The following is a 19,576-nucleotide window of genomic DNA, read 5'->3' on the forward strand; positions in this document are numbered from 1 at the left end:
TTGCGAGACTCGCAATTTGCAACGCGCGACCACATACGATTCGCATTCTGCAACGCTCACGATCCACCGATCGGACCTCGCGATTGACGGCCGGGGACCGCTTCCCTAGGGTCGCCCGCCATGACCATCTACAAGATCTGCAGCGCCGCGGAATGGGCGGCGGCCGAGGCCGCCGGCACCTATCGCGGCTCCGCCGTCGACCACCAGGACGGCTTCATCCACTTCTCGACCGCCGAGCAGGCCGAGGAGACCGCGTCCCGCCACTTCGCCGGCCAGGACGGGCTGGTTCTGGTCGCGATCGACCCGGACACGCTGGGCGATGCCCTGCGCTGGGAGGCGTCGCGCGGCGGGGCCCTGTTCCCGCATCTCTATGCCGAGCTGCCGCTGGCCTCGGTGCAGGGCGTGGCGCCGCTGCCGCTGGTCGAAGGCCGCCACGTCTTCCCGCCGCAGCTGTTCCCGACCGTCACCGCCCCGTGAGCCGCCTGTTCGCCCTGGCCGCGCCGGTGCTGAAGGCGATGCCGCCCGAGACGGCGCACCGGGCCACCATTACCGCGCTGAAGCTGGGCCTCGGGCCTGGCGCCAGCGGGCCCGACGACCCGGTCCTGGCGGTGACGCTGTGGGGCCGCGATTTCGCCAACCCGATCGGACTCGCCGCCGGCTTCGACAAGGATGCCGAGGTGGTGGACCCGATGCTGCGGCTCGGCTTCGGCTTCGTCGAGGTCGGCAGCGTCACGCCGCGGGCCCAGCCCGGCAATCCGCGGCCACGGGCCTTCCGGCTGCCGGACCAGCAGGCGCTGATCAACCGCTACGGCTTCAACAACCGCGGCCACGCCGCCGCCGTCGCCAGGCTGGAGGCGCGGCGGTTGAATGGCGCCGCCGCGCCCGGGCTGCTCGGCATCAATGTCGGCCGCAACAAGGACAGCCGCGATCCGGAGGCGGATTACGCCGCCGGCATCCGCGCCTTCGCCCGGCTGGCCGATTATCTGGTGGTCAACATCTCCTCCCCGAACACGCCGGGGCTGCGGGCGATGCAGAGCCGCGCGCCGCTGCAACGCCTGCTGGCCGCCGCCACCGCGGCGCGGGCCGACTGCACGGCCCGGCCGCCGATCCTGGTCAAGATCGCCCCCGACCTCACGCCCGAGGACCTGGAGGACGTCGCCGAGGTGGCGCTGGCCGCCGGCATCGACGGGCTGATCGTGTCCAACACCACCATCGCCCGCCCGGCCGGGCTGCCGCCGGACCTGGCCGGCGAGCCCGGGGGGCTGAGCGGCAAGCCGCTGATGCAGCCTTCGACCGCGGTGCTGCGGCGGATGGCGAAGCTGGTGGCCGGCCGGCTGCCGCTGGTCGGGGTCGGCGGCGTGGCCAGCGGCGCCGACGCCTATACCAAGATCCGAGCCGGCGCCAGCCTGGTGCAGCTGTACACCGCCCTGGCGTATCGCGGCCCCGGCCTGGTCGGCGAGATCAAGCGCGACCTCGCCGGCCGGCTGCGCGCCGACGGCTTCCGCTCGGTCGCCGAAGCGGTCGGCACCGACCTGCGCTAGCCGCCCGGCCGGTAGCGCAGCCCGTCGAGCACCAGCCGCAGCAGCCGGCCGGCACGCTGCCGCCAATCCGGCTGGCCGGCGATCGCCCAGATGCTGGCGGCCGCCGCCAGCAGCACGTCGTCGGCATCGGCGTCGGCCCGGATCACTCCGGCCTTGGCGCCGGCGTCCAGCAGCAGGGTCAACGCCTGCGCGATCCGTGCCTTGGCACGGGCCAGGTCGCCGGTGTCGGAGTCCCGCACCCGGGTCAAGGCCTCGGCCATGCCGCGCTTGGCCGCGACCATCGCGGCGTAGCGGTCCATCCAGTCGGTCAGCGCGGCCTCCGGCGGCAGCTCGCGCAGCAGCGTCTCGGCGGCCTCGCAGAGCCGGTCGATCTCATTGCGATACACGGCCTCGACCAGCGCCTCGCGCGTCGGGAAGTGGCGGTAGAGCGTGCCGATGCCGACCCCGGCCTTGGCCGCCACGGCCGACAGCGTGACCTCGCCCTCGACCGCGGCGAACAGCTCCGCCGCCGCCGCCAGCAGCCGCTCGCGGTTGCGCCGGGCGTCGGCGCGCCCGATCGTCTCCTGTTGCCCGTCCGCCCCGCCCGCTGCCGTCACGCCGCTAGCCTCCATCCGGTCGCCCCGCAGTCTGCATCATATGGGGCGCCGGTTGAAAACGGAGAGCCCTCCGATTAAATGAGCGAAACGGAGGATCCTCCGCTTCAATCCCGACGAGGACAGCATGGCAGGCAAGGTCTGGTTCATCACCGGCACATCGAAGGGGCTCGGCCGGGCCTGGGCGGAGGCGGCGCTGGCCCGCGGCGACCAGGTCGCGGCGACGGCCCGCGACATCTCCAGCCTCTGCAGCCTGGTGCATGAGTACGGCGCCCAGGTCGCGCCGATCCGGCTGGACGTGACCGATCGCACCGCCGTCTTCGCGGCGGTGGCAACGGCGCAGGAGCGGTTCGGCCGGCTGGACGTCGTGGTCAACAACGCCGGCTACGGCCTGCTCGGCGCGGTCGAAGAGGTCAGCGAGGCGCAGGCCCGGGCGCAGATCGAGACCAACCTGTTCGGCGCGCTGTGGGTGACCCAGGCGGCGCTGCCGATCCTGCGGGCCCAGGGGGCCGGCCACGTCATCCAGGTCTCCTCGGTCGGCGGCGTCAACGCCTTCCCGATGCTCGGCCTGTACCATGCCTCGAAATGGGCGCTGGAGGGGATGAGCCAGGCGCTGCAGGGCGAGCTGGCCGGCACCGGCGTCAAGGTCACGCTGGTCGAGCCCGGCGGCTACGCCACCGAATGGAAAGGCTCGTCGATGGAGCAGGCCGAGCCGATCCCTGCCTATGACGAGATCCGCGCCGGACGGCTGCAGCGCTGGCGCGACGCCGAATTCGCCGATCCGGGCGCCAGCGGCCCGGCGATCCTGCGTATCGTCGATGCCGCCGAGCCACCGCTGCGGGTGTTCTTCGGGCCGCACAATCTGGAGGTGACGCGAGCCGAATACGAAAGGCGCCTCGTCGGCTGGGAGCAGTGGCAGGACGTCGCCGGCCTGGCGGTTGGCCGCTGAGCGCTTACCCGCCGGCAAGGCGGCGCTGATAGACGGCAAGATGGGTCGCGGCCAGGGCCAGCAGCGGGGTGTCGATCCCGGCGGCCCGGCCGCGGACCAGCAGGTCGCCGATGATCTGGTCGGCCTCGATCGGCGCACCCTGCTGCAGGTCGCGATACATCGACGAGGTGCGAGCAGCCCCCGGCTCGGTCAGGAACGCCCGGGTGGTGGCCAGGAAGGCGCTGCCGGGCGGCGTCCCGACCGCGTTGACCACCGCCACCACCTCGTCGAGGAAGTGGCCGGCGAAATCGGCGCCGCCGGGCGCGGCCACGACCTCGCCGGTGCTGCCGCGCATCAGGCAGGTGATGCCGCCCAGCGCCGCCAGCATCACCCATTTCTCCCACATCTCGCGCTCGATCCCGGACGTCAGCCGGGCATCGAAGCCGGCGCCGCGCAGCACCGGATCGAGCCGGTCGGTGCGGGCCGAGGGCGTGCCATCGCGCTCGCCATAGGCCAGCTCGTGGAAGCCGGCGAGCTGCACGATCCGGCCTTCGGCATCGACCGTGCCGGCGATCTTGCAGACCCCGCCGAGCACCGCCGCGGACCCGAAGCGCGCCGACAGCAGGTCCATGTGCCGCATGCCGTTCAAGAGCGGCAGGATCATGGTCTCCGGCCCGACGGCAGGCGCGAGGTCGGCCATCGCCCCGGCCAGGCCATAGGCCTTCACCGCCAGCAGCACCGCGTCATAGGGGCCGTCGATCGCGTCGGCGGTGACCAGCCGCGGCGCCAGGGTGGCGTCGCCATGCGGGCTGACGATGCGCAGGCCGTCCGCCCGCAGCGCGACGGCGCGGCCGGGCCGCACCAGGAAGGTGACGTCGCGGCCGGCCTGGGCCAGCCGGCCGCCGAAATACCCGCCGGTGGCGCCGGCGCCGACAACCAACACACGCATCGCTTGCTCCGTTCTGCCCCGGCCGAGCCCGGGCGGTCGTGCCCCTCCCGGCCAAGCTGGGATCCGCCCCGCCGGATGTAAAGGCATTGCCTGGGCTGCGAATCGCGGGGGTGGACGGCGTCCTGTCCGGATGCAATGACTCGAACCCTTGTCGGCCCAAGGGGAGCTCACCGGTCCATGGATACGCGCGGCATCAACGATATCGGCGCTTCGATCGACACCGCGGTCGAGGCCATCGCGCCCGGCCTGGTCGAGGTTCGGCGCGACATCCATGCCCATCCGGAGATCGGCTTCGAGGTGCAGCGCACCGCCCGCGTGGTGGCGGCGGAGCTGGACAAGCTGGGCATCCCCTACCGCACCGGCATCGGCCGCACCGGCATCGTCGCCGAGATCGAGGGCGGCGCCCCCGGCCCCTGCCTGTTGATCCGCGCCGACATGGACGCGCTGCCGATTCAGGAGATGACCGGTCTGGCCTTCGCCAGCACCGTGCCGGGCAAGATGCATGCCTGCGGCCATGACATCCACACCGCGACGCTGATCGGCGTCGGCGCCGTGCTGAAGGACCTGGCGCCGCGGCTGCGCGGTTCGGTGCGGCTGGTGTTCCAGCCGGCCGAGGAGACGCCGGAGAGCGGCGCCGCGGCGATGATCGAGGACGGCGCGGCGGACGGCGTCGACATGGCGCTGGCCTTCCACAACAGCCCGACCATGCCGACCGGGCAGTTCGGCTACCTGCGTGGCGCCAGCACCGCCTCGGCCGATACCTTCGACATCGTTGTGCGCGGCCGGTCCGGCCATGCGGCGCGGCCGCAGGACGCGGCCGACCCGATCGTCGCCGCGGCCTATCTGGTGACCCAGTTGCAGACCGTGGTGTCGCGGACCATCGATCCCGCCCAGGGCGCGGTGGTAACGGTCGGCAGCATCGCCGGCGGCGCCACCCACAACATCATCCCCGACACCTGCACCCTGCGCGGCACGGTGCGGGCCCGGTCGCCCGAGGCGCGGGCGGCAGCGGAAGCGGCCATCCGGCGGATCGTGCAGGGCATCGCCCTGACCCAGGGTGTGACCTGCGCGCTGGACTACCAGCTGGGCGTGCCGCCGCTGATGAATGACGGCCGCGTGCTGGAGGCGTCGGTCGCCGCGGTGCGGGCGCAGTTCGGCGACGTGGTGCACGAGACTGCGCCCGGTTTCGGCGCCGAGGACTTCGCCTTCTTCTCCGAACGGGTGCCGTCGTTTCACCTGCGGGTCGGCGCCGGCCAGCCCGGCCGCAACGACCACCTGCACAACTCCGACTACCAGCCGGACGAGCGCTGCATCGGCCTGGGCGCCGCCGCCCTGGTACGCAGCGCGGTCGAGCTCCTGTCCTGAGAGACCGCCTGTAAATGCTACTGGCGCGGCCGTCTGACGGCGGCTTCCGCGCTTCCAGTGCTCACGGACTACAACGTCCGCTGCGCGCCGGTCCTCAACACCACCGCCAGCCGACTCGCACCAGCGCATTTCCAAGCGGTCTCTGATTGCCCTCAGCGTGAAACCGATCGTCAGGCGACGGCCTCGGCCACCGCGAAGCTGTCCTCGAGCAGCCGGTGGCGGGAGATCAGACCGTCCCGCACCGTGACGTCGATGATGAATTCGCTGCGCATGATCCGGCCGGTGCGCCTGGCCCGCGATTCCAGCTCGCCGGCGGCGAAAGCGCGGTCGCCTTCCGAAACGATGGACGAGATGTCGAAGCGGATCGGCTCGATCCCGTCCCACAGGGCGCGGACGAAGTCGGCGACGCCGGCACGGCCGCTGCGGCGGCCGATCCAGGGCACACGGTCGACCGCGCCCGGAATGTCCCAGTCGGGGTCCTCGGTGAACAGCGAGGCCACCGCCTCCGGCGTCGCCTCCGACCGCATCGCCGCGATGTAGCGTTCGAGCGCCGCCCGGGCCCCGCCGCCGCCCGCCGCCTCGCCGCGCAGGATGCGGATACGGTCGCGGTCGGCGCTGGTGAAATCGGGGTCGACGTAGATGTGGATGCTGCGGATCAGCCTGCCCGCGAACTCGAATACGTCGCAGAACCGGCCCTGCGACACCACCCCGTCCGGCCAGCGCAGCCCGCTGCGGGTGACGCCGGCCTCGGAGCCCTCGACCACGATGGTGTCGCCGGCGACGATGGTGCGCAGCCTGGGGATGTCGTGCTCCAGGCTCTCCAGCTCGGCCGCCAGCCGGGCGCCGAACTCGGCCACCGCCGCCTTGCCCCGGGTCAGGCCGAATTTCGGGAAGAACAGCTCTACATCCTCGGTGAACAGGTCGAGCCAGGCCGGGTCGCGGCTGTCGGCGCCGCGGAAATACGCATCGATCACCTTCAGCCGGGCTTCCGCCAGGTCGAGATCTGGCACGGGATCGGCCGTCATCTCGGATCTCCACAATTCCATAATTCCGACTACAGAAAGAATGTCGCCTTGCGCCACGGCCGTCAAGAGAATTATGTAAACATAACTACAGAAAGGGATCTGGATGGCGACGCGGGGCCGGCCGCGCAGCTTCGACCGCGACACGGCGCTGCGGCGCGCGATCGAGGTGTTCTGGGCCAAGGGCTATGAGGGCGCGCAGCTGGTCGATCTGACCGCGGCGATGGGCATCAACCCGCCCAGCTTCTATGCCGCCTTCGGCTCCAAGGAGGCGTTGTTCCGCGAGGCGCTCGACCTCTACCTGGCCACCGACGGCGCCAGCAGCATGCAGGCGCTGGAAACCCACGCGACCGCCCGCAGGTCGATCCTCGGCATGCTGACGGCGAGCGCCGAGATCGCCCTCGCCTCGCCCGGGGGCGGCGGCTGCATGCTGATCCTCGGCCTGGTCAACGGCCTGCCGGAGAATAACGGGCTGCGCCGCCATCTGGCCGACCTCCGGCGCGAGACCATCGACCGGATCCGCCGGCGGCTGCGGCGCGGCATCGAGGACGGCGACCTGCCGGCGGGCACCGACATCAACGGCCTCGCCATCTTCTTCGGCACGGTGATGCAGGGGCTGTCGCTGCAGGCCCGCGACGGCGCGTCCCGCGAGGAGCTGCTGGCCGCCGCCATCGCCGCAATGAAGGTTCTGGGCTGAGCAGAAACCTCGCCATCGGGCCCGATTTCCGTCACCTTTCTCAGGTGGATTGCAGGAGGCGAGTCGCGCGGCTGCGGCCGCGACCCCGGGACGTGAGGAACAGACTCCGATGATCGAGGCGATGAACCTCGCCATTCTCGTCGCGGCGGGCCTCATTGCGCTCAGCGTCTTCACCAGCCTGATCTCGTTCCGGGTCGGCGCCCCCCTGCTGCTGGTGTTCCTCGCGGTCGGCCTCGGCGCCGGCGAGGACGGCATCGGCCAGATCCATTTCGACGATGCGCCCGCGGCCTATTTCATCGGCAGCGTCGCCCTGGCGCTGATCCTGTTCGACAGCGGTTTCGAGACCCGGCTGCACAGCTTCCGCGCCGCCGCCGCCCCGGCCCTGACCCTGGCCACGGTCGGGGTGCTGCTGACCACCGGCATCGTCGCCGTGGCCGCCCGCTACGCCTTCGGCTTCGGCTGGTACGAATCGCTGCTGACCGGCGCTATCGTCAGCTCGACCGACGCCGCCGCCGTGTTCATCCTGCTGCGGGTCGGCGGCATCACCCTGCGCGACCGCATGCGGTCCACCCTCGAGATCGAATCCGGCAGCAACGACCCGATCGCGATCTTCCTGACCCTGGCTCTGGTCGAGGCGGCGCGCCTGGGCACCGGGGCGGAGGCGCTGACCTGGTCGCTGCTGACCAGCTTCACGCTGGAGGCCGGCATCGGCGTCGCCCTCGGCCTGGCCGGCGGCTTCCTGGTCGTGCGGGTGATCAACCGGGTCAGCCTGGATCCCGGCCTGTACCCGGTGATCGTGCTGAGCATGGCCCTCATCATCTTCGCCGCCACCGGCATGCTGCACGGGTCCGGCTTCATCGCCGTCTATGTCGCCGGCCTGGTCGCCGGCAATGCCACGCTGCGCGCCGCCGCCCTGATCCGCCGGTTCCAGAGCGGCATGACCTGGCTGGCCCAGATCTGCATGTTCCTGACCCTCGGCCTGTTGGCCACGCCGTCGCAATTCCCCGCCGTGGCGCTGCCGGCCCTGGCCGTGGCCTTGACTCTGACCTTCGTGGCCCGGCCGATCGCGGTCTGGCTGTGCCTGCTTCCCTACGGCTTCTCGCGCAACGAGACCACCTTCGTCGCCTGGGTCGGGCTGCGCGGCGCGGTGTCGATCCTGCTGGCCATCCTGCCGCTGATCGCGCATCTGCCGGACGGGCGGCTGATCTTCAACGGCGTGTTCCTGGTGGTCATCGTCTCGCTGCTGCTGCAGGGCTGGACGGTCCGGCCGCTGGCCAAGTGGCTGGGCCTGATCGTGCCGCCGCGGATCGGCCCGGTCGACCGCGTCGAGCTGGAGCTGCCCGGCCGCGCCAACCACGAGCTGGTGGTCTATCGCATCGCGGCGCAGAGCCCGGTGGCGCGCGGCGAGCGCATCCCGCGCTGGGCCCGGCCGGCGCTGATCGTGCGCGACGGCCAGTCGGTCGACATCCATCATGCCGGGCGGCTGCAGAGCGGCGATCAGGTCTACATCTTCACCCCGCCGCAGCAGGTGCGGCTGCTGGACCGGCTGTTCGCCACCCCGACGCGCCTGGCCGAGGACGACCGCGACTTCTTCGGCGACTTCACCCTGCATGCCGAGGCGCCGCTGGCCGAGGTGGCCGAGAGCTACGGCTTCGCCCTGCCCGAGCCAGGCGAGACCCGGACGGTCGGCGCCTTCTTGCAGGACGGCTTCGGCGGCCGGGTCGAGGTCGGCGACCGGCTGCCGGTCGGCACGGTCGAGCTGATCGTCCGCGCTGTCGACGACGAGAACGAGGTGACCGAGGTGGGGCTGGCGCTGGAGCCGAGCCGCGGCGCCCAGCCGAAGCTGCCGGTGTTCCAGAACCTGTCCGAGATCGCCGCCTGGATTCGCGGCTGGCTGCGCGAACGTCGCGCCCGGCGGTCGCCGCCGCCGACCCCGGCGCCGTCCCCGCCGGACGAAACGGCGCCGGCCGCCCGGCCGGAGTAGCGCGTTCACCCGTTCCGGCCTCGCCATCGATCCGCTATCGTCGGCGGCGACAGGTACAGCGGGGACGCGATGCTGACGATCTATTCCGAGGACCACCGGCTGCAGCACGGCAAGGTCGAGCTGACCGGCGGCCATTTCATCCCGGTGGTGGAGAAGCCGGAGCGGGCGGAGACCATCCTGGCCCGGATCAAGGCCGTCGGCCTGGGCGAGGTGCGGGCGCCGGAGCGCTTCGGCACCGACCCGATCGCCCGGGTGCACGATCGCGGCTTCATCCGTTTCCTGGAGACCGCGTGGGACGAGTGGAAGGCCCAGCATGGCGAGATCGACGCGCTGCCGACCAACTGGGCGGTGCGCAACATGCGCCAGATCGTCCCCAGCTCGATCGACGGCAAGCTCGGCTACTACGCCAGCGACTGCGGCACCCCGATCACCGCCGGCACCTGGCGCGCGGCGCTGAGCTCGGTCGATGTCGCCTTGACCGGGGCGAAGCTGGTGGCGGCCGACGGCAGGCCAGTGTTCTCGCTGTGCCGGCCGCCGGGGCACCACGCCTCGACCGACGTCTATTGCGGCTACTGCTTCTTCAACAACGCCGCGGTGGCGGCGCAGTGGTTCCGCGACAACGGCGCCGCCCGGGTGGCGGTGCTGGACATCGACTACCATCACGGCAACGGCACGCAGGAGATCTTCTACGGCCGCGACGACGTGCTGTTCGTGTCGCTGCACGCCGACCCGAATGTCGAATACCCCTACTATCTCGGCTATGCCGAGGAGCGCGGCGCGGGCGCCGGCGAGGGCTTCAACCTGAACCTGCCGATGCCGTTCGGCACCACCTGGGACCGCTACCGCGAAGCGCTGGACGCCGCCCTGGCGCGGATCCGCGACTACGGCGCGGATTCGGTGGTGCTGTCCTTCGGCGCCGACACCTTCCAGGAAGACCCGATCTCGCAGTTCAAGCTGAACAGCGATGATTTCACCCGCATGGGCGAGATCCTGGGCCGCGGACTCGGCGTACCGACCCTGACGGTGATGGAGGGTGGCTACGCCGTCGACGCGCTGGGCGTCAACGTCTCGAACCTGCTGCAGGCGCTGGAGGCGGGCTGAGCGTCACGCCTCCGGGTCGCGCTGGGCCGGGATGTCGATGGTGAAGCGGGTGCCGGCGGGCCCGCTGTCGATCTCGATGGCGGCGTCGAGCTGGCGCACCTGGGCCTGCAGCACCACCATGCCGAGGCCGCTGCCATTCGCCGGCATCTTGCCTTCCGGCAGTCCGACGCCGTTGTCGGCGACCTCCAGGCGCCAACCGTCTTCGCGGGGCTGGAACCGGATCTCGACCCTGCCCTCGCGGCGGTCCGGGAAGGCGTATTTCACGGCATTGGTGGCCAGCTCGTTGACGATCAGGCCGAGCGGCACGATCCGCGATGGCGGCAGTTCGGCCGGCGCCGCCTCGATCGCGATCGAGATGCCGCCATTGTCGGGCAGGAGCGCCCGCGACAGGTCATCGCACAGGCCGGTCAGGTACTCCTTCACCTCGACTCGGTCGACCGCGGCATTGGCGTAGAGCCGGCGGTGGACGATGGCCAGCGCCTGGATCCGGTCGTTCGCCTCGGCCAGAGCGTGCTTCGCCTCCGGGTTCTGCGCCCGGCGCGCCTGCAGCCCGAACAGGCTGGACAGCAGCTGGAAGCTGTTCATCACCCGGTGGTTGATCTCGCGCAGCAGCAGATCCTTCTGCTTCAGGTTCTGCTCGATCCGGTCGGCCATGGCGTCGAAGGCCACGGCCAGGCGGCCGAACTCGTCGCGACCGTGGCGCAGCCGGACGCGGGCGTCGAGCCGGCCGCGCTGCCAGTCGCGGGCGGCGGCCAGCAAGCGGTCGATCGGCCGCAGCAGGAACAGCCGGCCGCCGATGCCGGCGGCGGCGAGCGAGACCAGCAGGCCGGCGACGATCAGGGCGATGCCGCGCTGGGTCGCGGCGTCGATGGTGGCGAAGGCGGCCGCCCGGTCGATGCCGACCAGCACGAACAGGTCCAGCTCCTCCGACCGCATCGGCACATAGCCGTAGATCCGCATGGTGTCGTCGATCGCGCCGCTGGTGATCGAGCCGGCCTGCTGCGAGGCCAGGAGGTCGAGAAACTTGTTCGGCAGCTGCTTGCCGACCCAGGGCCCGTCCGGCCCGGGCAGGCGCGACATCACCACCCCGGCGCGGTCGGTGATCATGATCACCGCGTTGCGCGATTCGGTGTCGATGGTGATCGCCTTGACCATCTCGTCGACATTCAGCGCCGCCACCACGGCGCCCTGGAAGCTGTCGCCGTCGAAGATCGGATAGGCGACATGCAGCACCTTGACGCCGACCGCGTCGGTGGTGGCGAAGCCGCCGACGGCGAAGCCGCGGATCTCGCGCGCCCGCTGGAAGAAGCCCTGATGGCCGACCGAGACCGAGATCGCCGCGGTGATGTTGGCGCCGCACAGGAGGTTGCCGTCGGCATCGACCACGGCGATGGCGTTCAGGCTCTTCACCTCCGTCCGCAGCTCGTCGACCACCTCGGTGCAGCGGCCGCCCTGGCCTTCGCGGATCGCGGGCACCCGCGCCATCGCGGCCAGCAACTGGCGGACGCCGTCGACGATGCGGAACTGCGCCCCGGCGGCGACATTCGCCAGCCGGATCGCATCGTCCTGGATCTCGTTGGTGCGGGCGATGCGCAGCGCGTATTCGTTGTAGCCCTGCAGCGCGATGCCCGGCACGACGGCCAGGGCGACCAGCAGGAACAGGCGCGACAGCAGGTTCATCGCGACGGCAGCCGGCGGGGGGCGTGGATCCTCGGCGTCATGCTTCCTGCCCCGACGTCATCGGCCCCATCCTGAAGCGAGCCCCGCGCGATTCCAACCCCCGACCTGCGCGTCTCACCGGCATGGCAGGGCCGCCGGCGCGTTCTACGACACAGGCCTTGGAAAAGCCATCACCGGGCCGCAAATTGGTCACCGGCGGACACGGGAACAAAGTGTCGCACGGCCCGTTTTTCTGCGGCGAAGTGCCCGGCTGTAACCGGCGCTTGAGATGGAGACGAAGACGATGTTGAAACCCACCATGATCGTGCTCGCGGCCACGCTGGCGCTTGCGGCGTGCGGTCGCGATACGGGCGGCCGGGCCCTGTCGGGCGGCCTGATCGGCGCCGGCGCCGGCGCCGGCATCTCGGCCCTCACCGGCGGCAACGCCGCCACGGGCGCGCTGATCGGTGGCGCCGTGGGCGCGGTCGGCGGCGCGGCGACGAGCTGCCGGACGATCAATCTCGGCGGCCGCTGCTGAGCTCCGGGCTGACGGACGACACGAGGCGCCGCAGTTACCGGCGCCTCGTTTGAAGCTATTTTGATCGGGGACAGAGTCGCCTCTGTCCCCGTTTGCTTTTGTGGCGCCCCTCATCCGCGCCAACACCGGCACGCGCAACCAATGGAGCGAGGAACAGACATGGCCACGCGGAACCTGGACCAGGAGCTCGACACGCTGCGCGCCGATCTCGGCAAGATCCGCGACGATATCGCGGCGCTGACACGTACCCTAGGCAACACCGCCGCCGCCGAGGCCAAGGCCGGCGGGGCCAGGCTGAACGAAGCCGCCCACGCCGCCAAGGAACGGGCACAGCAGTTCGCCGACAGCGCCCGCGCCCAGGGCGAGGAAGGGATCGCCGCGCTGGAGCAGCGGATCGAGCAGAACCCCTTCACCAGCGTCCTCGTCGCCTTCGGCGTCGGCCTCGTCATCGGCAAGCTGCTGGACCGCTGAGGCCGGCGTGAAGTCCGACCTCGGCGTCGCCCTGCTGGGCGCGCTCGCCGCCCGCCAGCGCCTCCGGCTCGGCCAGGCGTTGCGACGGGCATGCATTGCTGCCGCGATGTTCGCAGTCGCCCTGATTCTGGCGGTGATCGCCCTGGTGCTGCTGGCCTGGTCCGGCTTCTACCTGCTGCTGCCGAAGCTGGGTCCGGCCGGCGCTGCGCTGGTGGTCGGGCTGGTCGTGCTGGGCCTTGCCGCGGTCGTCGCCCTGATCGGCGTGCTGGCCGGCCGCAAGCCGCGCCGCCGGCCCGTGGCTGCTCCCGCCTCGGCCACCGGAGCAGGTCTGGAGGGCATGGTCGCCGGCCTTGGCCTGTCCGCCGCGAAGGTCGCGCCGAAAGTGGCCCTGGCGGCGCTGGTGGCCGGCATCGCGGTCGGAGCCCTGCCGCTGCTGGGGGGCCGCCGCAAGCGGGATTGATGCGGCTGCAGCGTCTTGCCTCATGACCGCCGCTGCGTTTCGTCTATAATCCGCCCCCTGCCTCTGTGGGGGGCCTCGGCCCTCGGGCCGGGCAGGCGGCAGACGGTATCCCAGAACAACAAAGGTCCAGACATGATCAACAGACGGACGGTGCTGACCGCGGGCGCCATGACGACGGCTTCGCTGCTGCTGGCGGGGCTGACGCGACCGGCTTCGGCCCAGGCCGACGGGGCCGCGGCCTTCATCGACGACATGGCCAAGCGGGCGATCAGCATCCTCCAGGCCGGCGGTGCCGCGACGGCACAGGGCAAGGCCGAGTTCAGCCGGATCCTGAACCAGGGCTTCGATCTGCCGACCATCGGCCGCTTCGTGCTGGGCCGCTATTGGAACAGCGCCACGCCGCAACAGCAGGCGGAATACATGGACCTGTTCGAGCGGATGATCGTCGAGACCTACTCGCGGCGGTTCCAGAACTACCAGGGCGAGACCCTGGTGGTGAAGGGCACCCGGGCCGTCGGCAGCAGTGACACGCTGGTCGCGACAGAGATCCGGCAGAAGGATGGCCCCCCGATCCAGGTCGACTGGCGGGTGCGCCAGGCCGGCGGCGGCTACAAGGTGGTCGACGTCATCGTCGCCCGGGTCAGCATGAGCGTGACCCAGCGCGACGAGTTCGCCTCGGTGATCGCCCAGAACGGCGGCAATGTCGACGGGCTGCTGCAGGCGATGCGCCAGCGGGCCGGCGGCTGATTTCCCGGAACTCCCGACCGGGGATCGATACGATGGCGGTGGCGGACGGCGGCAGGGACGTCGCGGACTGGCTCGTGGCCGAAGGCCGGCTGCTGGCCGACCCGGTGGCGCTGGTCGATTCGTTCTGCCGCCGCCTGATCGCCGCCGGAATGCCGCTGCAGCGGGTGCGGATCGGCCAGAGCATCACCCATCCGCTGCTGACCGCCTGGGGCGTGGTGTGGACCACGGCCAGAGGCGGCGAGGAGTTTATCGTCGATCGCAAGGTGCTGGTCACGAGCACCTTTCTCGGCAGCCCGTACGAGGCGGTGATGCGCAGCCGCCGGCCATTGCGCCGTTCGCTGGCCGGGCTTGGCCCGGACGACCATGCCATCTTCCACGAGCTGGCCGAGGCCGGCGGCACCGACTATGTCGCCGTCCCGATCATCTACGGCAACGACACGGTGCAGATGGCGAGCTTCGTCACCGACCGGCCGAGTGGCTTCACCGCCGAGGAGGCGGCGCTGCTGGAGCGGCTGCGCCACCCGCTGGCGGCGGCGATGGAGCCGACCGCCATGCGCCGCTCCGCCGCCAGCCTGCTGCGCACCTATCTCGGCATCGGTCCGGCCGGCCGGGTGGCGGAAGGCGCGATCCGCCGCGGCGACGTCGTCGCGGTCGACGCGGCGATCCTGTTCGTCGACATGCGCGGCTTCACCGCCCTCTCCGAACGCCTGACCTCGGCCGCGGTGGTGGCGGTGCTGGACCGCTATTTCGAGACCGTGGCCCAGGCCATCGTCGACCGCGGCGGCGACGTGCTGAAGTTCCTCGGCGACGGCGTGCTGGCGATCTTCCCGGTCGAGCAGGCCGGCGGTGCCGCGGCGGCCTGCGGCGCCGCGGTCGACGCGGTGCGGGCGATCCGCCAGGGCCTGGCCGCCGTGCCGGAGCCCGTGGCCGTCGCTGCGGCGCTGCATCTCGGGCCGGTGCTGTACGGCAATATCGGCAGCCCCGACCGGCTGGACTTCACCGTGCTGGGGCCGGCGGTCAACCTGACCAGCCGGCTGGAGGGCCTGGCCAAGCAGCTCGACCGGCCGACCGTGTGTTCCGAGCCGTTCCGGCAGGCCTGGGCCGAGACCGCCGAGCCGCTCGGCGCCCACCCGATCCGCGGCCTGGTCGACCCGCAGCCGGTGTTCGCGATCGCGGCGTGATGGGGTGGCGGACGCGAGCCCGAATGAGGGCCGTCCCGGCATTGATCCCCATCCGGTGGCGTAAGCGCCTCCGGCCCCTCCCGCGGGGCGGGAGAGGCGAAGCAATCCGGATCTTACAGACTGAGCAGACCCAACTCCCTTTTCTGTCATGCCCGGGCTTGACCCGGGCATCCAGGAAATGCCGAAGCCGCTCTGGGTGTCCCCTGATGAGGTGGACGGCCCCCGAACGGCATCAGTGTGCCAGGATGAGGCTGTCAAAGATCTCATCGAAGGAGGCCGTCCGTGACCGAGATTACGCGCATTGGGATGGACACGTCGAAGAGTGTTTTCCAGCTGCACGGGGTGGATGCAGCGGAGCAGGTGGTGCTGCGGAAGAAGCTGCGGCGTCAGGACGTGCTGAAGTTCTTCGCCAAGCTGCCGCCGTGCCGGGTGGGGATGGAGGCCTGTGGTGGATCGCACTACTGGGCTCGGGAGCTGCAGGCGCTGGGCCATCAGGTGGAGTTGATCCCGCCGCAATACGTCAAGCCGTACGTGCCGCGCGGCAAGACCGACGCGGCGGATGCCGAGGGGATCTGCGAGGCGATGAGCCGGCCGAAGGTGCGGCAGCGCCTGGTGCCGGTGAAGAGCGCCGAGATCCAGGCGGCTTTGATGCTGGCCGGGCTGCGCGAACGGCTGGTGCGGCAGCGGACCCAGCTGATCAACACGATCCGCGGCTATGCCTCCGAGTTCGGGCTGGTCGCCGCCAAGGGCCCGGCCAAGATCACGGCGCTGTTGCGGCGGATCGAGGAAGATCCGACGGTGCCGGAGACGGCGCGGGCCCTGTTCGCCGAGCTGGCCTGCGAGCATGCCCGGCTCGAGGTGCAGGTCGAGGCCGCCGACGCCCGGCTGATGGCCTGGCACCGGCAGGACGAGGCGAGCCGTCGCCTGGCCGAGATCCCCGGCATCGGGCCGGTCGGCGCGACCATCCTGGTGCTGAGGGCGCCCGAGCCCCAGCGCTTCGGCTCCGGCCGCGACTTCGCCGCCTGGATCGGCCTCACGCCCAAGAACCACAACACCGCCGGCAAGCAGCGGCTCGGCGGCATCACCCGCGCCGGCGACGAGGCCTTGCGCAGCCAGCTCGTGGTCGGCGCCACCTCCGTGATCCGGCAGGTCAGCCGCGGCACCAGCCGCTCGGCCCCGCCCTGGCTGCTCGATCTCGTCGCCCGCAAGCCGGCCAAGCTCGCCGCCGTGGCGCTGGCCAACAAGATCGCCCGCATCGCCTGGAAGCTGATGGTCTCCGGCGAGCGCTATCGCCCCCAACCCGCCGCCGCAACCCTCGGCGCCTGAGAGCTCCGCGGCGAGCGGGAGCCCTCACGGGCTCGCCCGCTCCCGCTGAGGCCGGACCTGCAAGCTGACGAGCAGATGATTGGGATCGATCGATCCAAGCCGGGAGACACTCCGTGCAATCCAGTGGCGCCTCAACGTCTCGCCCCTGTCTGGAACTCCCGCCGTGGATATCATCTTGGCCAGCGGTCATCGCGACCGCACTCAACAGGCCGGACATATGGATGCTAGCGATCCGCTCCCTGACCATGCCCAAATGCCTTGCAGGCAGGGGGCCGTCCACATATGGATTGCCGGGTCAAGCCCGGCAATGACAGGCAGGAGGAGATTGCGGTTACCCCGTGTCCGGCGGCTTGCGGCGGCGGGGAGCCGCGGCGCGGGGCTCGGGCGGATCCTCGTCATCCTCGCCGTCCCGCGGCGGTATGAAGCCCAGCTGCTCCATGGCCTCGTCGGCCATCTGCAGCCAGCGCTCCACCCGCACCGGCAAGCCCCAGCGCCGGCACAGCGCCGCCACTGCGACCGGGGCCCGGCTGGCTTCGATCAGCTCCACCACCTCCGGCCGCTCCAACTGCTCGCGCATCTCGGTGACGCGGCGCTGGATCTCCTCATTGTCCTTCGACACCTCGTAGGCCGCCGCCAGCATCGCCAGCTTCACCCGCAGATCGTGGAAGTCCTCCTGCGCCGCCTCCCGCTTCGCCGCGGCCTTGCGCTTCTCCTTGTGCTCCTGGGATAGCTTGTCCTTGAGCAGCAGGGTCATCCGCACGGCGCGCGACACGGTGGCGATCCGCTGGCAGTAGTCGGCACCGGGCTGCGGCGCCTGCAGCGCCTCCCGCTGCGTCGCCCGGGCGATCGACATCTGGATCTCGACCAGCTCCGCCACCACGCACAGATCCGACGCCCGCTCATCTACGGGAGCGGCCGGGGCCTCGGTGGCCGAATCGGTCTGCGCCTTGTTCATGGAACATAGCATGAACATGCGAGGCCAGTAATACTACTGCGATCGTGTTTCTGCCGACAGAACAATGGCTTGCCCCTCCCGCACGCGGGAGGGGCTAGAGACGCGCGCCCTAAGCCGCCAGGCCGCGGACCAAAGCGTCGGCCAGACGGCGGGAAAAGGCGGCGGGGTCGGGCAGCGGCTCGCCCTCGATGATCCGGGCCTGGTCCAGCAGCAGGAAGGCGCAATCCTCCAGCGCCGGGTCCTGGGCCGCGGCGCGCTCGGCCAGGCGGCGGATCAGCGGGTGGCCGGGATTGACCTCGAGGATGCGCTTCGAGCTGCTGTCGACCCGCCGATGCTGCTTCAGCAGGCGCTCCAGATGCAGATCGGTGTCGCCCTCGTCGGCGACCAGGCAGACCGCGCTGTCGGTCAGGCGCTGCGAGGCGCGGACATCCTTGACCTGGTCGGTCAGCGCCAGCTTCAGCGCCGCGACCAGCGCGTCCATGCCTTCGCCGGCCTCGGGCTTCGGCGCCTCGGCCGGGGCCTCGATCTTCGACAGGTCGGCGCCGCCGCGGGTGGCCGATTTGAACGCCTTGCCCTGGAACTCGCCGAGCGAGGGCACGGCGAATTCATCGACCGGGTCGGTCAGCAGCAGCACCTCGATATCGCGGGCGCGAAAACCCTCGAGCTGGGGCGAGCGGGCCAGCGCCGCCGCGTCGTCGCCGGTGATGTACCAGATCTCGTCCTGGCCCGGCCGCATCCGGCCGACATACTCCTCCAGGCTGACCAGCCCGTCGCCTTTGGTCGAGCGGAAGCGCAGCAGCGGCAGCAGGGCGTCGCGCTGCTCGCGATCCTCGTAGATCCCTTCCTTCAGCACCGCGCCGAAGGCGGTCCAGAACGTGCCGTAGGCCTCGGCATCGTCCTTGGCCTTGCGGCCGAGCTCGGCCAGCACCTTCTTGGTCACGCCCTGCCGGATCTTGGTCACGGTCGGGTTCGACTGCAGCATCTCGCGGCTGACGTTGAGCGGCAGATCCTCGCTGTCGATCACGCCGCGCAGGAAGCGCAGATAGGGCGGGATCAGCCCTTCCGCCGCCTCGGTCACGAACACCCGGCGGACATACAGCTTGACCCGGTGCTTGCGCTCCGGCTCCCACAGGTCGAAGGGCTGGGTCGACGGCACGAACAGCAGCGAGCTGTACTCGATCGCCCCTTCCGCCTTCCAATGCGCCGTCAGCCACGGCTCGTCGAAGGCGTGGGCGACGTGGTGGTAGAACTCCTTGTACTCCTCGGCCGTGATCTCGGCCTTGGGCCGGGTCCACAGCGCCGAGGCGCGGTTCAGCGTCTCGGACTTGCCCTCATCGCCCAGCAGCACGATCGGGATGGCGATGTGGTCGGAATGGGTCTTGACGATCTGGCGCAGCCGCAGCGGCGACAGGAACTCGTCCTCGCCCTCCGACAGATGCATGACGATGCGGGTGCCGCGGCCGACATCCTCGGCCGCGCCGACGGTGAAGGCGCCCTTGCCGTCGGAGACCCAGCGCCAGCCCTGCGCCTCGCCGGCCTTGCGCGAGAACACCTCGACCTCGCGCGAGACCATGAAGGCGGAGTAGAAGCCGACGCCGAACTGGCCGATCAGCCCGACATCCTTCTTGGCATCGCCCGACAGCGTCTCGACGAAAGCACGGGTGCCGGAGCGGGCGATGGTGCCGAGATTGCCGACCAGCTCCTCGCGCCCCATGCCGATGCCGTTGTCGGCGATGGTCAGGGTGCGGGCGGCCGGATCGACCGCCAGGGTGATGCGGTAGTCGGCATCGCCGGCCGAAAGCTCGGGCGCCGTGATCGCGGCGTAGCGCAGCCGGTCGCAGGCGTCGGAGGCATTCGAGATCAGCTCGCGGAGGAACACCTCCTTCTGGCTGTACAGCGAATGCGCCACGATATCGAGAAGGCGGCTGACTTCGGCCTGGAAGGTCAGGGTTTCGTCGGTCTTCTGCTGGTCCATCTCGGGTGATCCGGTGGGTCTGGTTGTCGCCGCCCGATATGGGCAAAGCGGATGCGGGCCGCAACCCCTGACGCGGCTGCTATC

At 70.9% G+C, this 19,576-nt stretch carries 19 protein-coding genes; 13 read left to right on the forward strand and 6 right to left on the reverse strand.

Annotated elements, in window-relative coordinates; all coding sequences use genetic code 11:
- Window positions 1-120: 120 nt before the first annotated feature.
- Both QFZ27_RS00335 and QFZ27_RS00340 read left to right on the forward strand, forming a co-directional pair.
- A complete protein-coding gene (locus QFZ27_RS00335; RefSeq protein ID WP_429224090.1) occupies window positions 121-477 on the forward strand; it encodes a DUF952 domain-containing protein in 357 nt (118 codons plus the stop codon).
- Entirely contained in the window at window positions 474-1,541 is a 1,068-nt protein-coding gene (locus QFZ27_RS00340) for a quinone-dependent dihydroorotate dehydrogenase (protein WP_429224091.1), read from the forward strand. Before QFZ27_RS00335 ends, QFZ27_RS00340 begins: the two co-directional genes overlap by 4 nt.
- On the opposite strand, the gene QFZ27_RS00345 is transcribed toward QFZ27_RS00340, so the two are convergent.
- Entirely contained in the window at window positions 1,538-2,137 is a 600-nt protein-coding gene (locus QFZ27_RS00345) for a TetR/AcrR family transcriptional regulator (RefSeq protein ID WP_429224092.1), read from the reverse strand. The genes QFZ27_RS00340 and QFZ27_RS00345 overlap by 4 nt on opposite strands.
- A 124-nt stretch (window positions 2,138-2,261) precedes the next feature.
- Between QFZ27_RS00345 and QFZ27_RS00350 the strand changes: the two genes are divergently transcribed.
- The gene (locus QFZ27_RS00350) at window positions 2,262-3,083 is read left to right on the forward strand and encodes an SDR family NAD(P)-dependent oxidoreductase (RefSeq protein WP_429224093.1); all 822 of its coding nucleotides are present in this window, start codon (window positions 2,262-2,264) and stop codon (window positions 3,081-3,083) included.
- Window positions 3,084-3,087: 4 nt separating this feature from the next.
- Here QFZ27_RS00350 and panE read toward each other — a convergent pair whose 3' ends face one another.
- Window positions 3,088-4,011 (reverse strand): 2-dehydropantoate 2-reductase, encoded by a 924-nt coding sequence (gene panE / locus QFZ27_RS00355; RefSeq protein ID WP_429224094.1) that lies wholly within the window; start codon window positions 4,009-4,011, stop codon window positions 3,088-3,090.
- A 177-nt stretch (window positions 4,012-4,188) separates the two neighbouring features.
- Here panE and QFZ27_RS00360 point away from each other — a divergent pair, with 177 nt between their 5' ends.
- Window positions 4,189-5,376, forward strand: coding sequence for a M20 metallopeptidase family protein (locus QFZ27_RS00360; protein WP_429224095.1), 1,188 nt, complete (start codon window positions 4,189-4,191; stop codon window positions 5,374-5,376).
- A 170-nt stretch (window positions 5,377-5,546) separates the two neighbouring features.
- Here the strand turns inward: QFZ27_RS00360 and QFZ27_RS00365 are convergent, their stop codons facing one another.
- Window positions 5,547-6,401, reverse strand: coding sequence for a nuclear transport factor 2 family protein (locus tag QFZ27_RS00365; RefSeq protein WP_429224096.1), 855 nt, complete (start codon window positions 6,399-6,401; stop codon window positions 5,547-5,549).
- A 103-nt stretch (window positions 6,402-6,504) separates the two neighbouring features.
- Here QFZ27_RS00365 and QFZ27_RS00370 point away from each other — a divergent pair, with 103 nt between their 5' ends.
- From QFZ27_RS00370 to QFZ27_RS00380, 3 genes are all read left to right on the forward strand, one after another.
- The gene (locus QFZ27_RS00370; protein ID WP_429224097.1) at window positions 6,505-7,095 is read left to right on the forward strand and encodes a TetR/AcrR family transcriptional regulator; all 591 of its coding nucleotides are present in this window, start codon (window positions 6,505-6,507) and stop codon (window positions 7,093-7,095) included.
- 109 nt (window positions 7,096-7,204) lie between these two features.
- Complete coding sequence (locus QFZ27_RS00375) at window positions 7,205-9,079, forward strand: potassium/proton antiporter (protein WP_429224098.1); 1,875 nt, start codon at window positions 7,205-7,207, stop codon at window positions 9,077-9,079.
- Window positions 9,080-9,148: 69 nt separating this feature from the next.
- The gene (locus QFZ27_RS00380; protein ID WP_429224099.1) at window positions 9,149-10,180 is read left to right on the forward strand and encodes a histone deacetylase family protein; all 1,032 of its coding nucleotides are present in this window, start codon (window positions 9,149-9,151) and stop codon (window positions 10,178-10,180) included.
- Window positions 10,181-10,183: 3 nt separating this feature from the next.
- Here the strand turns inward: QFZ27_RS00380 and QFZ27_RS00385 are convergent, their stop codons facing one another.
- A complete protein-coding gene (locus QFZ27_RS00385; protein WP_429224100.1) occupies window positions 10,184-11,860 on the reverse strand; it encodes a sensor histidine kinase in 1,677 nt (558 codons plus the stop codon).
- A gap of 268 nt (window positions 11,861-12,128) precedes the next feature.
- Here QFZ27_RS00385 and QFZ27_RS00390 point away from each other — a divergent pair, with 268 nt between their 5' ends.
- The 6 genes from QFZ27_RS00390 (at window position 12,129) to QFZ27_RS00415 (ending at window position 16,562) form a co-directional block, all read left to right on the forward strand.
- Window positions 12,129-12,377 (forward strand): YMGG-like glycine zipper-containing protein, encoded by a 249-nt coding sequence (locus QFZ27_RS00390; RefSeq protein ID WP_429224101.1) that lies wholly within the window; start codon window positions 12,129-12,131, stop codon window positions 12,375-12,377.
- 159 nt (window positions 12,378-12,536) lie between these two features.
- Entirely contained in the window at window positions 12,537-12,848 is a 312-nt protein-coding gene (locus QFZ27_RS00395; RefSeq protein WP_429224102.1) for an ElaB/YgaM/YqjD family protein, read from the forward strand.
- A 7-nt stretch (window positions 12,849-12,855) separates the two neighbouring features.
- The gene (locus tag QFZ27_RS00400; protein WP_429224103.1) at window positions 12,856-13,308 is read left to right on the forward strand and encodes a hypothetical protein; all 453 of its coding nucleotides are present in this window, start codon (window positions 12,856-12,858) and stop codon (window positions 13,306-13,308) included.
- Window positions 13,309-13,440: 132 nt separating this feature from the next.
- On the forward strand, window positions 13,441-14,055 hold the full coding sequence (locus QFZ27_RS00405; RefSeq protein WP_429224104.1) for an MlaC/ttg2D family ABC transporter substrate-binding protein: 615 nt from the start codon (window positions 13,441-13,443) through the stop codon (window positions 14,053-14,055).
- Between the two features lie 32 nt (window positions 14,056-14,087).
- Complete coding sequence (locus QFZ27_RS00410) at window positions 14,088-15,236, forward strand: adenylate/guanylate cyclase domain-containing protein (protein WP_429224105.1); 1,149 nt, start codon at window positions 14,088-14,090, stop codon at window positions 15,234-15,236.
- A gap of 282 nt (window positions 15,237-15,518) precedes the next feature.
- Window positions 15,519-16,562 carry an IS110 family RNA-guided transposase gene (locus tag QFZ27_RS00415; protein ID WP_429224106.1) on the forward strand — a complete coding sequence of 348 codons (1,044 nt, stop codon included), beginning with the start codon at window positions 15,519-15,521 and terminating at the stop codon, window positions 16,560-16,562.
- Window positions 16,563-16,893: 331 nt separating this feature from the next.
- Here QFZ27_RS00415 and QFZ27_RS00420 read toward each other — a convergent pair whose 3' ends face one another.
- Window positions 16,894-17,517 carry a hypothetical protein gene (locus tag QFZ27_RS00420; protein ID WP_429224107.1) on the reverse strand — a complete coding sequence of 208 codons (624 nt, stop codon included), beginning with the start codon at window positions 17,515-17,517 and terminating at the stop codon, window positions 16,894-16,896.
- Window positions 17,518-17,626: 109 nt separating this feature from the next.
- The gene (htpG, locus tag QFZ27_RS00425; protein WP_429224108.1) at window positions 17,627-19,492 is read right to left on the reverse strand and encodes a molecular chaperone HtpG; all 1,866 of its coding nucleotides are present in this window, start codon (window positions 19,490-19,492) and stop codon (window positions 17,627-17,629) included.
- Window positions 19,493-19,576: the final 84 nt, after the last annotated feature.

Origin of the sequence: Inquilinus ginsengisoli (genome assembly GCF_050434925.1) — a bacterium.
Classification (GTDB): Bacteria; Pseudomonadota; Alphaproteobacteria; order DSM-16000; family Inquilinaceae; genus Inquilinus; species Inquilinus ginsengisoli_B.